This is a genomic window from Armatimonadota bacterium (assembly GCA_022563855.1).
Taxonomy (GTDB): Bacteria; Armatimonadota; Fimbriimonadia; order Fimbriimonadales; family Fimbriimonadaceae; genus JADFMN01.
On the sequence record JADFMN010000005.1, the window covers coordinates 90,186 to 104,548 of the forward strand.

The 14,363-nt window shown below is 60.3% G+C and carries 18 protein-coding genes; 3 read left to right on the forward strand and 15 right to left on the reverse strand.

The genetic code is table 11. The features are described from left to right. Positions 1-112 precede the first annotated feature (112 nt). The 5 genes from IH944_08005 to IH944_08025 all read right to left on the reverse strand — a co-directional run bounded on the left by IH944_08005 (position 113) and on the right by IH944_08025 (position 4,193). Positions 113-943 (reverse strand): rhodanese-related sulfurtransferase, encoded by an 831-nt coding sequence (locus IH944_08005; GenBank protein ID MCH7904495.1) that lies wholly within the window; start codon positions 941-943, stop codon positions 113-115. Further along, complete coding sequence (locus IH944_08010; GenBank protein MCH7904496.1) at positions 940-1,683, reverse strand: DUF1080 domain-containing protein; 744 nt, start codon at positions 1,681-1,683, stop codon at positions 940-942. The genes IH944_08005 and IH944_08010 overlap by 4 nt, the downstream gene beginning before the upstream one ends. Before the next feature lie 239 nt (positions 1,684-1,922). Continuing rightward, positions 1,923-2,666 carry an FkbM family methyltransferase gene (locus IH944_08015; GenBank protein ID MCH7904497.1) on the reverse strand — a complete coding sequence of 248 codons (744 nt, stop codon included), beginning with the start codon at positions 2,664-2,666 and terminating at the stop codon, positions 1,923-1,925. Between the two features lie 191 nt (positions 2,667-2,857). Beyond that, positions 2,858-3,517, reverse strand: coding sequence for an O-methyltransferase (locus IH944_08020; GenBank protein ID MCH7904498.1), 660 nt, complete (start codon positions 3,515-3,517; stop codon positions 2,858-2,860). 283 nt (positions 3,518-3,800) lie between these two features. After that, complete coding sequence (locus IH944_08025; protein MCH7904499.1) at positions 3,801-4,193, reverse strand: DUF2784 family protein; 393 nt, start codon at positions 4,191-4,193, stop codon at positions 3,801-3,803. A 95-nt stretch (positions 4,194-4,288) separates the two neighbouring features. On the opposite strand from IH944_08025, the gene IH944_08030 reads away from it, so the two are divergent. Next, positions 4,289-4,810 carry a hypothetical protein gene (locus IH944_08030; protein ID MCH7904500.1) on the forward strand — a complete coding sequence of 174 codons (522 nt, stop codon included), beginning with the start codon at positions 4,289-4,291 and terminating at the stop codon, positions 4,808-4,810. Positions 4,811-4,956: 146 nt separating this feature from the next. On the opposite strand, the gene IH944_08035 is transcribed toward IH944_08030, so the two are convergent. The 9 genes from IH944_08035 to IH944_08075 all read right to left on the reverse strand — a co-directional run bounded on the left by IH944_08035 (position 4,957) and on the right by IH944_08075 (position 13,187). Beyond that, positions 4,957-5,583: a DUF1080 domain-containing protein gene (locus IH944_08035; protein ID MCH7904501.1), complete on the reverse strand. Its 627-nt coding sequence runs from the start codon at positions 5,581-5,583 to the stop codon at positions 4,957-4,959. A 110-nt stretch (positions 5,584-5,693) separates the two neighbouring features. Further along, positions 5,694-6,368, reverse strand: a complete 675-nt coding sequence (locus IH944_08040) for a DUF1080 domain-containing protein (protein MCH7904502.1) — start codon at positions 6,366-6,368, stop codon at positions 5,694-5,696. Positions 6,369-6,453: 85 nt separating this feature from the next. Continuing rightward, on the reverse strand, positions 6,454-7,491 hold the full coding sequence (locus tag IH944_08045) for a hypothetical protein (GenBank protein MCH7904503.1): 1,038 nt from the start codon (positions 7,489-7,491) through the stop codon (positions 6,454-6,456). Between the two features lie 47 nt (positions 7,492-7,538). Then, on the reverse strand, positions 7,539-8,621 hold the full coding sequence (locus IH944_08050) for a DnaJ domain-containing protein (GenBank protein ID MCH7904504.1): 1,083 nt from the start codon (positions 8,619-8,621) through the stop codon (positions 7,539-7,541). 12 nt (positions 8,622-8,633) lie between these two features. Continuing rightward, positions 8,634-9,854, reverse strand: a complete 1,221-nt coding sequence (locus IH944_08055; GenBank protein ID MCH7904505.1) for a type II secretion system F family protein — start codon at positions 9,852-9,854, stop codon at positions 8,634-8,636. A gap of 31 nt (positions 9,855-9,885) precedes the next feature. Then, complete coding sequence (locus tag IH944_08060; protein ID MCH7904506.1) at positions 9,886-11,199, reverse strand: type II secretion system F family protein; 1,314 nt, start codon at positions 11,197-11,199, stop codon at positions 9,886-9,888. Further along, positions 11,168-11,692 carry a 2-amino-4-hydroxy-6-hydroxymethyldihydropteridine diphosphokinase gene (gene folK, locus IH944_08065; protein ID MCH7904507.1) on the reverse strand — a complete coding sequence of 175 codons (525 nt, stop codon included), beginning with the start codon at positions 11,690-11,692 and terminating at the stop codon, positions 11,168-11,170. Before folK ends, IH944_08060 begins: the two co-directional genes overlap by 32 nt. After that, entirely contained in the window at positions 11,689-12,669 is a 981-nt protein-coding gene (locus IH944_08070) for an NAD(P)-dependent glycerol-3-phosphate dehydrogenase (protein ID MCH7904508.1), read from the reverse strand. Before IH944_08070 ends, folK begins: the two co-directional genes overlap by 4 nt. Before the next feature lie 29 nt (positions 12,670-12,698). Further along, positions 12,699-13,187: a hypothetical protein gene (locus tag IH944_08075; protein ID MCH7904509.1), complete on the reverse strand. Its 489-nt coding sequence runs from the start codon at positions 13,185-13,187 to the stop codon at positions 12,699-12,701. A gap of 132 nt (positions 13,188-13,319) precedes the next feature. Between IH944_08075 and IH944_08080 the strand changes: the two genes are divergently transcribed. Beyond that, entirely contained in the window at positions 13,320-13,547 is a 228-nt protein-coding gene (locus tag IH944_08080) for a type II toxin-antitoxin system HicB family antitoxin (protein MCH7904510.1), read from the forward strand. On the opposite strand, the gene IH944_08085 is transcribed toward IH944_08080, so the two are convergent. Next, the gene (locus tag IH944_08085; protein MCH7904511.1) at positions 13,544-13,726 is read right to left on the reverse strand and encodes a type II toxin-antitoxin system HicA family toxin; all 183 of its coding nucleotides are present in this window, start codon (positions 13,724-13,726) and stop codon (positions 13,544-13,546) included. The genes IH944_08080 and IH944_08085 overlap by 4 nt on opposite strands. A 350-nt stretch (positions 13,727-14,076) precedes the next feature. Here IH944_08085 and rpsO point away from each other — a divergent pair, with 350 nt between their 5' ends. After that, on the forward strand, positions 14,077-14,358 hold the full coding sequence (rpsO, locus tag IH944_08090; GenBank protein ID MCH7904512.1) for a 30S ribosomal protein S15: 282 nt from the start codon (positions 14,077-14,079) through the stop codon (positions 14,356-14,358). The last annotated feature ends 5 nt before the right edge of the window (positions 14,359-14,363 follow it).

The window sequence follows — 14,363 nt, forward strand, 5'->3', positions numbered from 1 at the left end:
CAATCGTTGTTAACGACCGCGCACGGTCATCGTTCCGCTTCTCCCGGCCTATGAGTGTCAAGCGGGCGCGGTGACAGGGACTTTAGGCCGTCCCACTAGCCTTGGGCCGATTCTACAGCATCATCGCCTCCGCCCCGCAATTCTCACAGACGTTGATGCCGGGCGGCACCGCCCACTGGCAAGCCTCGCACATTCGGTGGCCGGTCGCGGCAAGGTCGTGGTTGACGCACACCCGGTAGTCGAACACGAAACAGTCGCCCTGCCACAGGCTCTCCTCTCTCGGCACCGCTTCTATGTACTTCAGGATTCCGCCGTCGAGCTGGTACACCTCCTCGAACCCCTTGCCGAGCAAGTACGCGCTCGCCTTTTCGCACCTGATTCCTCCGGTGCAGAAAATTGCGACGCGCTTGTGCTTCTTCGGATCTAGGTTCTTGTCGGCATAAGATGGGAACTCGCCAAACTCCGCGATCTTCGGTTCGATTGCTCCTCGGAACGTACCGACGTCGCACTCGTAGTCGTTGCGCGCGTCGAGCAGCACGATATCGTCCTGCGCGATCAGATCGTTCCAGTCCTCGGGCGCGACTCGAGTGCCGGCTCGCACGGTCGGATCTGCGTGGACGCCGAACGTGACGATCTCTTTTTTCAGGCGAACGCGCAGTCGCTTGAACGGCGCGTCATCGTGCCGGCTGAACTTCGCCTCCAAGTCCGCAAGCCGCGGATCTTTTCGCAGAAATTCAAGAAGGGCGTCGATCGCCTGTGGCGAGCCGCTCATCGAGCCGTTGATCCCCTCTTCGGCCAGCAGAATCGTGCCGTACAGCCCGATCTCGAAACAGAAGTCGTAGATCGGCGCTTGCATCTGGCGGTAGTCGTCCAGCCGCACGAACTTGTAGAACGTTGCGACGAGGACATCAGTCGTTTCCGGCGCACGTACGTTTGCTCTCATTCGTGAAAGTCCGTGTCCGCCTCGTCTAGTCGCAGCTCCTTGATCCAGGCGTTGCGGTAAAGCACGTTGTGCCCTTCCGCCTGGAGCTTTAAGCCGCCGGGAGTGTCGGCCGGTGCGCCATCGCCCGCGCCGTCGATCCCGGAGTTCGGCCCGCCCCACACGCGGTCGATGGGGAAGTTCTTGTGGACTTTTATCCCGTTGAAGTACATGGTCACCATCGCTTTTTCTGTGCGAACGCCATCAACGAACCGTGCAGCGCGGAACGTGATGTCGTAGGCGTTCCACTTTCCGAGGCCGTTGTACGCGTCGTACGGTGACTCCGATTCGTTGATCACCGCGCCCATTCCGTGCTTGGTCTTGTCGCCGTCGAGTATCTGGATTTCGTATCGGTTTTGCAGGTACACGCCGCTGTTGCCGCCGGGAAGCGGAACCAAGAACTCGATGTGCAAGCGAAAGTCCCGGTACTTCTTCTTCGTGACGATGTCCGCCGCGCCGTATTTGCCGCCTGCCGCCGCAGGGTCAAACGTAGAGACGGCATTGCCATCGTCCACCGGGTCGTCGACGATCTTCCATTTGATCGGCAGCTCCGAGGCGAACCGCGGCCCCTCCCAGTAGGTCCACTTGTCATCCAGCGTCCTGCGCGTGCCGTCGATGATGGCCCCCGCGCCGGGCATCGGCGTCGCACCGACGCCGATGTGATCGTCTTGGACGCTCAATAACAGAACAACTAGCGACAACATGCTTTGCACGCTAGTTTATCGCATGACGCGATCGCAATGACGAACTATTCGATGTTGCCTGAAGGCACATACTTGCCGGTACGGCCTCGAAATACAGTTCATTGCTCTGGGTGTGCGGCATGAAACCCTTGACCAACGAGAACCCGTTCTCGGACGCGTAGAGCGCTCGCTTTTGCGAACGGCGCTTGTAGCAGATCTTTACTTTCATGCACGATCTGTCCCGGTGGTTCGAGCGCGCCTCACTCGTACCCCTTGTGGCTCCTCAGCGCGCTTGTCGTCCTTATGAAGAAGAAGTCCCCTCCCGTCAGGGCGCCGTCGTACGGCCTGTTGTGCATGTCGACGATGTCGTACAGGCAGAAGCCGCTGTCGTACAACTTGTCGATGAGCTGCCGAGGCGTCGTCCTTCCAACGTAGGCCTCCAGGCATCCGAACTCGACAAGAACGAGCTCCGCGTGTCGCAAAACCTCTTGGCCGCCGTTCAAAGCGGCGAGTTCGCCACCCTGCAAGTCGAGCTTTAGGAGCTCCGGCTTGAAAGAGAGGCGCTCTGCAATGCCGTCCAGGGTTTCGACCTTGACGTCGACGACCTTGCCCGCCTTGCCTGACACATGATCCAGGAGAGACGCCCCTTGATCGTTGTCAGCGTCGTGCCAAATGTTGAATGGCGCGGTGCCCGACGTCTCGCCTAGCGCGGCCTCTACGATCTTCGGCGCGGGATTGATTCCTGCGACGTTTCGCGCGATGATCTCTTGCAGCACCGGGTTCGGTTCGACGACCACGAGCTGGGCGCCCGGAAAAATCTCTGCGGCTTCCTTGGCCCAGAGACCGCGGAACGCGCCGCCGTCCAAGATCGCCTTAGGCGAAAAGCCGAGATCCTTGGCATGTCGCATCCGGGAACCCCATCTTCTGGCGTGCCCCTGGCGGACGACGTCCAGGCCGATTGCGTTGAAAGAGCGCGTGACGACCTTCTGTATTAGCTTCTTCATACTGCCTTGCCTGTGTGGAGCCTCGCAGGAAACGGGACAGCTGCGACCGTGGCGTCCAGTGTCCTGTGCATCCCACATATGATGACATCCGCGCCGGAGTACGGTTGTTGGATCGACGGCGAAACGACCGGCTCTGTCAAACCCATTTTAGCCGACAACCTGCCGCACGGCTTTCGATCCTCGCCCCTCCCTCACTCGACCAGCACAATCACGAACCCGTCGTACCCCTTCGCCCCGACGGTCTGAATCGCCGTCGCCGTCGAGCGGGGATCGGCGGCGAGCACTTCGTTGAACCGCCTGATCCCCTTCACTTGGGCGTCTTCGCTGCTCGCGTCGATCACCTCCCCTTCGCGCACGACGTTGTCGACGATGATCACGCTGCCGGGCCGCGAGAGCTTCATCGCCCACGCGAAGTACGCCGCCGTGCCCTCCTTGTCCGCGTCGATGAAGAAGAGGTCGAACGGCTCTCTGTCAGTGAGGGTCGGCAGTACCTCGATCGCCGCCGAGTTGATGATCTCGACGATGTCCGAGAGCCCCGCGCGCTCGATGTTCTTGGTCGCGACCTCAGCGTGCTTCTTCTCATTTTCGATCGTCGTCAGCCTCCCGCCATCGGGCAGCGCGCGCGCCATCCAGATCGTGCTGTAACCGCCGAGCGTCCCGACCTCCAAAACGGTCTTCGCGCCTGTCATCTTCACGAGCAGATGCAGCAGCTTGCCCTGCGACGGCGTGACATTGATCGCGGGCAGCTCCGCCGCCTCGCTGTCCGCCAGCGCGGCCCTCAGCACAGGGTCGTCTCCGATAAAGAGCCGTTCGAAGTACTCATCGACCGCGGTCCACTGCTCAATCGGCATCGTGCGCGGATTGTACCGAGAGCGAATGCCGCGATGAATCGTGCGCGGGACGTCTTTCGGAGTGCTCCGACGCGTCGGAGCTTTCCATAGCGCTAGCGGAGCTCTTCCGCGGATCCGGAATCGGGTTTCCACCACTATCAATAGCGCGGACACGTCCGCGCACTCCGAGAGTTCTGCTACCCTCCTCCGCCGCACGTACATCGGCGCAAGATGGAAGGGAGTTCTCAGCCCTCGACACTCGCAGTGTTGAGGGTTCCAAGAGCCACAGAAGCACGGACAAACCTTATCGGGCCTGACCGTGGCACACTGCTCGTTTTTTCCAGTCCCACAGGTTCAACCCCACGCTCATCGCTAGCGCGGAAAGGAACACCCACTTCGCTACCTCGTTCGCCAGCGCGACCGGCGGTTCCCAACCCGAGACGTTGCGCACGAGCAGCACGATGTAGCTGGTTGCCGTCTCCTTGATCCCCATCGCTTCGCGCACCTGCCAGTGCCAGTCGGTGCAGATGCAGTAGCCCATCCCATAGAACATCCCCATCCCAACCCAACTCGCTAGAGTGAGCAGAAGCGTCGCCAAATTCCACTTGCGCGTCTTCGGGTGCGCCCAACCGAACACGTTGAACACGATCAGCACCGTGTGGAACACGAAGAAAAATATGTTCAGAATCGCGAGCACAGAAGTTAGTGTATCCGCACGAAGATTGCGTTCATTGCGATTTGTTCGCCGTATAATGATCTCAGGGGCAAGCAGTTTCGCGGTTCGAAGGACAAATGACGAAACGGAAGAAGATGCACATACTGGCGAAGATCGGCATCGGAATCGGTGCTGTGTTTGCGGTACTGCTTTTGGACGGCTTCTGCACGAGCGGACATGGTTTCTTCTACAGGCCGGATCGCAGCAAGACTATTACGTTGTCCTACGTCAAGCATATCTCGACCGCTCTCATGCTGTACGCCGCTGATAACGACGACCGGCTGCCGCACAAATTCAGTACACACCAAGACCTGAGTAACAGCGCATCTCAATTCTTCAGCAGCGCGTACTACGTTCCCAAAGGCGGAATTCCCGAGACGCGCAATCCGAACGGAGGGACGATCATCCCGAATCGGCTGCTGGCTGGAATGCTGCTCTCAGATGTGGCAGTTCCAGAGACCACCGCCATGATATATGGGTCGAGGGTCTTTCCTGACGGCTGTCTGATGGTCGGATTTGTGGACAGCGGTGTGAGGTGCATGGAAGACCTAAGGAAAGTGAACTTCGATCCGTCATGGGATGTCTCCAAAGACGAATGACACGGCGAGCGAGTACTAGCGTCTGTATCCGTGGGTCGTCTAGCCGCGCTTCGTTCGGGCCGATGGAGGGTTGTGCTCCTGGGTGACCTGGGCTCTCATCGGCGAGGATCGTTGGCTTAGGGCGTCCGTGATTCCCGCCGATTACGTCACCCAGAAAGCTTCGTCATTTCGAGCTTGCGGAACTCGACCTCGGCGCCTTCGGACTGCAGCGCGATCTGGCCTTTGGAGACCGAGCAGCCGACGCCGTCGTTGACAAGGTCGCCGTTCATCCAAACCTTGATCTCGTCGCCGCGGCACTCGATGACCATCGTGTTCCACTCGCCGACCTCGTTCTCAGAGTCGTCTGTCATGTTCGGAACGCGCCCCAGCGGTTCATCGGGCGCGGACCGCCGGCAGATCGTCTCGCCGAACAGGAAGAAGTCGCCGGCGCTACCGCTGCGAAGCTGGCACTCGACGCCCTGCGGCAGGAAGCTACGAAAACGGGGAATAGAGACGTGCACGATCACTCCGCAGTTGCCCGCCTCTTTCGAGTACCGGTACTCGACGACAAGCTTGTAATTCTCGTACTGTGCGTCGGTAATCAAGTGCCCAAAGGGCTGGCCAAGGCTGACTAGCACACCGTCGCGAACGGTGAACGCATCAACCGGACTGTCCTTGCCGTCGTTGTCCGGGATGTCCTGGTGCCAACCTTTCAGGCTCTTGCCGTCAAAGAGCGAGAACGGCTCTGGCTCTTGGACGCTAACTAGAGCAGCGAGCACTATGATAGCAGTCATGCCAAGAGTCTAGCCCACGGACGCACGACAGACGATAGTCGCGGCGCACTCAGGCACAGAACCCTCCACACTTCGAGTGTGGAGGGATGAGAGCCGTGACCTAGATCCGTTCAGGATGACATGGCCGTGAGCTTCGTCAGTTCCAGCTTCCGGAACTCGACCACCGCCCCCTCGGCCTGCAAAGCGATCTGCCCCTTTGTCGCCGTGCAGCCGGTTCCGTCGTTGACGAGGTCGCCGTTCACCCAGACGGTGATCGTGTCGCCCTTGCAACGGATCACCATCGTGTTCCACTCGCCGAGCGGTTTTTCCGAACCGTCGGTGAGGTTGACGATGCGGCGGTTCATCGGTGGTTCGACGCCCCACTTCTCCTTCGGCCCACGACGTTTGACCATATCGGGCACGGAGATGTCCTCGCCGATGCACCAGAAGTCGCCCGCGTGCCCGCTCTGCAACTGCACCTCCATCGACTGCGGGAACATATCGTAGAGACGCCTCGGTTTCGAAGCGTGGACCAGCACCCCGCAGTTCCCCGGCTCACCAGGAAAGCGGTACTCGACGACCAGTTTGTAGTCGGAGTACGAGGCGTCCGTGATCAGATGCCCGCGCGGAGTTCCGAGGCTAACAAGAACCCCGTCGCGCACCGTGAACGCGTCGACCGGACTGTCCCTCTTATCGTTGTCTGGGATGTCCTGGTGCCAACCGTTCAGGCTCTTGCCGTCGAAAAGTGAAATCGGTTCAGCATCCTGGAGGCTGCTGATCGCTGCGAGTGCGATGAGCGAAATCATGCAGGGAGTGTAGCCCAAGAGAGGGGCAGATGCAAACCAAGCGATCCTGTAGCAAGGACGGAGTCGAGCACGGTCCGATGCGCGATCAGAACACAGGGGTCAGGAGGAATCCTCTTGTCTCGCCGGTGCCAGCGTTAAACCCGATCGCCACGATTCTCGCGTCGTCGTCGATTCCGACTGCGCGCGTCAAAGTGAAGCCAGCCGGCAGTACGGACAGAGCGTTGAGATCGACCACTTGATTGCCGGGGTACCACGCGTAAGCCGTCTCCGTACCGCCGAGAACTGCCGACCCGACGACGACTCCCGAATCGCTCAGTCCGTAAGCGCTGTTCCCCGTAGCGCCGACCGGAAGCGCGAGGGCTTTCATTTGGCCGATGTGAAACAGAAACGCTCGCGTTTGCCCGACGCCGTCAACGCTCTCGCCAGCGACTTGGCCGATGCTGTTCACAGCTCGTGCAACGCTGTCGCTGTTCGCCAGCGAGCCGAGATCGACCACGACTCCCTGCGTCCACCGCGCCGCGCGAGTTTGTCCGCCAGCGGTCTCTGACCAGCCGACCATCACGCCACTGTCCGAAACGGCAGTGACCCGTCCATCGGAGCCGCCAAGGCGCGCGAGCACAATCACAAATCCGGAAGGATCGAACACGACCGGCACCTCTTCGCCGAACGTGTTGACGGCGCTGCCGGCGATCGTGCCTTCATCGCCGATCGCTGACGCGCGCGAGTTGTTCCCCGCCGCAAGTCCGCCCGTGTCGGTCATCGAGCCGCCGGTAAACACGAACCCGCGATCGGATGTGCCGTTCGATGACTGGCCTACGACGTCCCCGACGGAGTTGACCGAGAGCGCTTCGCTCGTCGGTCCGCCTAGCGTGCCGAGGTCGACCAGTCCGCCGGCTACAGTCCAGACGAACGCGGTGTCCGCGCTCGAAGCGTTGATTCGGTATACGCCGACAACGCGGCCGTTGGACGACATCCCGGCGGGTGAGACGTACGGGCTGCCGGCAACCGTGACTTCGACTACCGTATACGACACGGGCACGGCGCTGCCAAAGCCGAGACCTCCGCATCCGCTCAGGATTAAGGGGGTCGCAGCAGCCAAGACCAACCAGGCGCGAGAACTCATGATGTCATGGTACTGCCGAATCTCACGATTGTTGCCTGGTGAAATTATCAGTTTGCTTGCTTCAGGCTATCGGCGACGAACCAGCCGACGGCTGATCCAAGGTAAAGAACGTTCCCTCCCCACAGCGCCGTCTGCCTGACCGCCTCTGCGTTGACGATCCAAATCGCAACGACGAAGAACGCCAGCGCAGCGCCGGTCGCAGCCAGCAGGCGCGTCATCGATGGGTTGAACACCGACTGTGTTACCCCGACAAAAAGATAGAACACCACGGCGATCCAGTAGTTGAGCAGCGCTATCATGCCCAGAGCGATCGCAGGTGGAACGCGCATGACTGCGGAGCCCCTGTTGGCGTCGAACACGTCGAGGAATCCCCCAGACGACAGGGACGCCCCGATCGCGATGCCGGAGACGAACAGCATCACCATTAAGCTGAGCGGCCACAGTGAGATCGGCGCGAAGGCCGGGAACGCAGGAGTCGCCCCCGAGAGTACGACGTAGAGGCACGACACAAGCGTGACGAACGCCGCAACGCCGAGCGCCATCGGACCCTTGGGGGCGCCCGTGCTCTGCTTGGTTCTGAGCGCCAGCGCCTCGGTCATCTCGATGTGCTTTTGTCGATACGCTCTGTTCGTCGGGGCGTACTGCGCGGCGTATGCGTAGTGCTGCTCCGCTCTTTGCAAGTCTCCGCGAGCGCGGAAGATATCTGCTAGCACTGCGTAGGGAAGCGGAGCCTTCGGATCGTCGCGCAACATCTGCCGCGCCAGCGATTCGGCTTGATTGAACTTGTGCTGATTGAGCAGCATGCTGAGGTGCAGAGCCTCGGCGCTCCTTGTTCGGTGAGCTTGCGCTTGTCGCATTCGCGAACTGGCGTCGCTGGCTCGGTGTGCGCGCTGTCTTCTCTGTCTTGCCTCCTGCTCGCGCCTGTGCCCCTGCGCGATGTCGTAGTTCCGTTTGCGGTCGGGATCGCTCAATACGTCGTACGCGTCCTTCGCCTCCAAGAACCGCTCAGCTGAAGCCGGAGAGTCGGAGACGTCCGGGTGGTGCTGTCGCGCTATCCCGCGGAACGCAGACCGTATCTCGTCGGCGGTCGCGTTCTGCGAGACACCGAGCGTTTCGTAATGGTCAGGCATCGGTCGGTAACTCTAGAACTGGCTGGCGTACCCGGTGTAGAACTTGATGACCACGTAGGAGATGTAAACGGCGACGATGATGAATGCGAGGACGCCAATGACGACTGCCGCTTGGCGGGCTTTCATCGCACCCTCCTCTTCATAGAACTCGGCCATCTTGTTCAGCATATCGTCGACGTTGCCGGTCGTCTCTCCCGTGCGCGTCATGTCAAGAACGATCGGCGAAAACGCGCCTGTCATCGCGAGCGAATCGGTAAGCCCGGTTCCCGATTCCAGGTCCCGCGCTGCGGGATGGATCTGTGCGCGAAGGTGTTCGTTCCCGCATGCATCAGCCGATAGCTGCAACGCTTTCGGCATTGGCACGCCGCTGCCGTAGAGCGCTGCGAACGAGCGTCCGAACTTCGCCATCGCAAATCCGTGACTGATGTTGCCGATGTACGGAACTTTGAGTACAGCCGAATCCCATTGGCGCTTGGCCCGATCGTTCTTCTTGATGACTTGGAAATAGATGTACAGGCCCACGAGGATCGGGGCGATGATGATCCAGGTTGAGAGCTGCGTGAGCGGGGACCAGAGCTTCTGCGCGCCGGTCTGCCCGACGGCAGAGATGATCCAATTTGCAGCCAGGATTATGAAGATTGAGCTGACGACGACGATCTTGGGATACAGCGTCTCGCGACGGATCATGTTTCGGAGTTCGATCTCGCGCTGTATGTATTCGCTCAGCCTCCCGCACTGCTCCGCCAGGAATCCGCCTTCTTCTCCGGCGTGAACCATGCTGATCATCAGCGGGCTGAAGACTTCAGGATGTATCTCGAACACAGAGCTGATTTGCTGGCCTGCATCGACCGCGGTCTTCGTTTCCAGCAGCACCGATCGCAGCTTGTCGTTCTGCGTCTGCCCGGAGAGGGTCGCGAGCATTTGCGATGGAGCGATGCCCGCGCTCAGCATGCTCGACATTTGGCGGAAGAAGAACTGGAGGTGGTGGAGCGGCACCCCGGCGCGATCGGCGGACGCGCTTTCTTGCGACGACTTCTCACTGGAGCGGCTGAATACCTGGCCGATCGAGCCTTCTGTGAGAGGATCGCCTCCGCTCTGCGCCAAAGTCAGCTCCCTGATCTTGATGCCCTTCGACTGTAGGCGCTTGCGAACGGCGTCTTCCGAACGCGCAGGCATCATCCCGTTCTCAATTTGCCCCTGGGCGTTGATTCCGCTGTACTGATAGATCGGCAACTTATTCCTCTGCTAACTAATATACGGCCTACTAGTCCAGAATTCGGAAGAGACTGCTAAAGTAGTAGTGATAAAAGATCGCGATGCCCAGCGCAGGACCGGCAAACATCAGCAGCGCGATCCAGCATCCGGACTTGAACTTCAGCAGTCGGTCGGATTCTATCTGCCTGTCGCGCGCGACTTGCATAGCCTGTTCGAGCGCGGTCTCGATGCTGCCGGTCATCTCGCCAGTTTCAATTGTCGCCGCGACCTCGTGCGGAAAAAGACTTGACTGATAGAACAGCTCGGAGAACTTCGTATTCTCGGACATCCCTTGCCCAGCCTTGCGCAGGTCATCGGCGTACGCGACGTTTGGCACGGCATCCGCCGCCACCTGCCAGGACGCAAACGGGCTGAGACCAGCTTTGGCGAGCCTGCCCAGGTTCCACGAGAAAATCGCCAGGCATTCGTTCTTCGCGCGGAGCCCAAAAAGCGGAACCTTGATCCCCACGTCGTGCCGCTTCAGCGTGTTCTCATACTGCATCCAGCGCGCACGGAAAATGAAATATCCTGCTACCAGCACAGCCAGCACGATGCCGACCGGGCCGAAGATCGCGCGCAACATCCCCTCCCATACCGCACTGCCCGACCCGCTTGGATCGGTGTCGAAGCTATCGATTCCGCTGCTGATCCCCTTGCCGGCTGCGACCACCAGCCCTAGACAAAAAACAGACGCGGCCCCTATCATGAGCGGCCACTTGAACAGAGTCTTCAGCTTTTTCGCCTCGTCTCGCTGTTTGCTGATCACCTCGCACGCCTCCGGCAGGTAACCGCCCTTCTCGCCTGCGCGCACACCGCCGACGATTCCGGCAGGGAAGAGGTCGGGGTAGTGGGCCATTGCCGTGCTGAGTGCCGTTCCCTCGGCCGTCATGGACGCAATGTGCCGCAGTGGGCCGACGAACTTCGCATCTTGATTCCGCTGAGAGAGCATTGCTGCCGACTCCGCCGGCGATATGCCCGAGTTGAGCAAGTTCGAGAGCTGCGCGAAGACGAAGTACAGGTCTGAGTCAGTTGATGGCTTTGTCCGGCGCTGTCGCAACTGGACCGTCGCGGCGGGGTCTATCGGTTGTTGGATATGGACCCGCTGCTGCGGCTGCTTGAGGATCGGGTCGTCCGGTGGTAGCTGGACGGGAGGCTGCTGGGGCGGCTTCGGGCGCTGGACGACTTGCACGCCCTCCTCGATCGATTTGATCTGCAGACCTTGAGAACTGAGTCGTTGCACAGCCGCGTTTGCGTCGCCCGCGTCGATCGATCCCTCGACCTCGCGGCCGGTCTTATCGAGCGCACGGTATCGGTATTGGGGCATCCGAAACTCTCCTCACCGTCTGTGCTTGTACGTCCTGCTTCTGCAAGAGGGTTGCGACGGCACCGTTCTGCGGGATGACTGCGTACGGATCGACCTCCATGAGCGGCTCCAGCACGAACCGCCTTTCGCCCAGACGCGGGTGCGGTACGACGACCGGAGCGTCCGTCTGCGAGGCCAGCACGAGCGAACCGTAGAGCAGCAGATCGAGGTCGATCTCGCGCGGACCGTTTCTGATCCGCTCCATGCGGCCGACGCGCTGCTCGATCTGCTTGAGCGTACGGACTAGCTCCAGCGGCCCGATCTCGCACCGCGCCGATAACACTGCGTTCAAGAACGGCGGCTGATCGGAAATGTACATGGGCGCGGTCTCGTACAGACCGCTGACGCGTTCGATGACGAGGCTTCCGGCGAGCAGCTCGATCGCGCGACCGATGTTGGCTCTCCGATCCCCGAGGTTCGCCCCCAGACCGATCACGACCGGCGTTGCGCTCAAGTAATCGTCTCCTTGGTCGGCGCTCGCTCCATCAGCGCAACCACGGCGTCGCGCGCAGCCATTTGTCCGCGCACGACCGCATCGACCACCTGCGTGATCGGCGCATCGACCTGCAGCGACCTCGCCATTCCGACCGCGATCTGCGAAGTCTGTACGCCCTCGGCGACTTGCCCAATCTCGTCGAGCACGGCGCTCAGTGCGCGGCCTTTTCCGAGACCGTAGCCGACTCTGTTGTTCCTGCTCAAGTCGCTTGCGGCGGTTGCGAACAGGTCTCCGACCCCGGCGAGCCCCATGAACGTCTCTCGCCTTGCGCCGATCGCCTCGCCCAGCCGCGCCATCTCGTTCAGCCCTCTCGCGAGCAAGGCCCCCTTGGTGTTGTTCCCAAATCCCAGGCCGTCGGACATTCCTGCGGCGATCGCCATCACGTTCTTCATCGCTCCGGCGAGCTCGACTCCGGTGATATCGTCCGATAGGTATACGCGGTAGTTCCTCGACATGAAGCGGTTCCGGACCGCTTCGGCCGCCTCCGCATCGCTGCTTGCCGCCACAGCAGCCGTCGGAATCCCCTGCGCCAGTTCGCGGGCGAGGTTCGGGCCGCTGAGGGCGACCAGCCGTGCATCTGGCAGCACGGAGCCAACAAGTTGGCTCAGCAGGTTCGACGTCGCCTGGACGAGCCCCTTGCTGGCGATGCAAACGATCTCCGACCCCTTCACGGCTGGCAGCACCTCTTCGACCGCGGTCGTTGGTACGGCAAGAACGGCGATCGGAGCAGGCACGGCGTCTTCCGTCAGCTCATGGATCTCACAGTTGTCTGGGAGCACGAAACCGGGCAGGTACCGCAGGTTCTCGCGGCAGGACTTGAGCGCAGTCAGAGTTTCCGATTCGCGCCCATACAGCCCGACTTCGTGGCCGTTGCGGGCGAGGACGAGCGCAAGGGCGGTCCCCCAACTGCCAGCGCCGACCACAGCAACGTCCATGTTGCGGATTCTACACCCACGGTGCTGTCCTAATTTGGTCTCGACTCAGTTTTACTCTGGAGCCAGGACGCGCTGACCTCTGCGATCTTCTCCCGTATCCGCTCACGGTCTCCGGCCTTCAGCAACTCATAGAAACCGAGCACTTCTTCCTTGCTGCTCGCGGAAATCCAAGCCTCCAAGTGGTCCCAAGCTATCAGGTCGCCGATTGTCCCAGCCCCGTCGTAAAACACGGTCGTTTGCCCGTATAGGTTCTTTCCCGCTGCACTGCTGAACTTCCAATCGTGGACGATTCGGTCGGAGGCGTGGGCAGGCAAATACTCTTCGAGCGGCGAAGCGGTCTGCCACTGCGACGTTTCACGCCCGAACGGCCACTCCGTATGGCCTCTGCGAGAGAGCGTGTTCGCACAGACGTAGTAGTTCTCCTCATAGACCGTGGGGATCGACAAGAGGAACGCTGCGACCAGCACCAAATATGCCACGATCATCCAACGGTTCCACTTTCCATTCGGTACGCCCATCACCATAATTCTACGACACTCCGGCCCGGCACAACACCCGCAGGGTACTTGACCGTGAGTTCTTCACCTAGCGCGCTTTTGTCTTTTTGGCTATCGCACTAGGTGTGTTGACCGTATACTACTAGTAGCGTTATGACTCAGAGGTTCACGATCATCATCGAGAAGGGCCAAGACGGCTGGTGGGTCGCCTCGATTCCAGAGGTGCCCGGCGCGTTCTCTCAGGGCAGAACTAAGAAGCAGGCCCGCGAGATGGTTTTGGACGCGATGAGCGAACTGATGATCGCTCGACGTGAACTCGCGCTAAGCAAGCGCAAGTCGCACTCCTATGTAGAATCCCAGGAGTTTCGGTTCGCCCCCTAGCGAGAGGTCGGCTTCGGTACCCCGAGTTGCTTGCAGATTTTCTCTGCCAGGAAGCGATCTATCTTTCGGCGCCGAGGGACAGTCTTCTTGCCTTTCTTATAAATCGAGTGCTTGCCGCCCTCTTTGTAAAACGAGCACCCGTTGTCTTCCAGGTGGCGTATCAGCTCACTCCGCTTCATTTAAACCAACCAACTCGCTCCACTTGAGACGTCGCCCGACAAGCACTATCACTCTTGCACGCGGACGTTCCTCTGCTCGCCCAGGAGCATCGATGCCGCCTTGATTTGAACGCAGAACGCGGTGTAGAAGAGTAATTGTGTCCAGATCAGGACACTACCCTACACCCGCGAGGTCCTTGACCGTCAGTTCGCGAGAGGGTATCATTCACATCGGCTGAGCGAGCTGACTTGCCGTTGTACGGAGTCTCTCAAGGGAGATTGCGTAGAGCGGCAAACTAGAGCGCACGGCTTCGCCTGTTCGACTGCTATCGCACTCGCGCAGGTTGATTGGAGGCTTCGCACAGACGAGAATGCCGCTAGATCAAGCTAAGAAATCTGCGATCATCGAAGAGAACGCCCTGACCAAGGGCGACACTGGTTCGACGGACGTTCAGATTGCTGTCATCCAGGCCCGAATCGGGCAGATCACAGACCACCTTCGCACCCACAAAAAGGACAACCATTCTAGGATGGGCCTTTTGAGGCTCGTCGGAAAACGACGCAAGCTCGAAGGTTTTCTTCGCAGGACCGATGTCGTAAGGTATCGGCAGCTGATCCAGAAACTCGGCATCCGTGAAGTGAAGCTTCACTAGACATA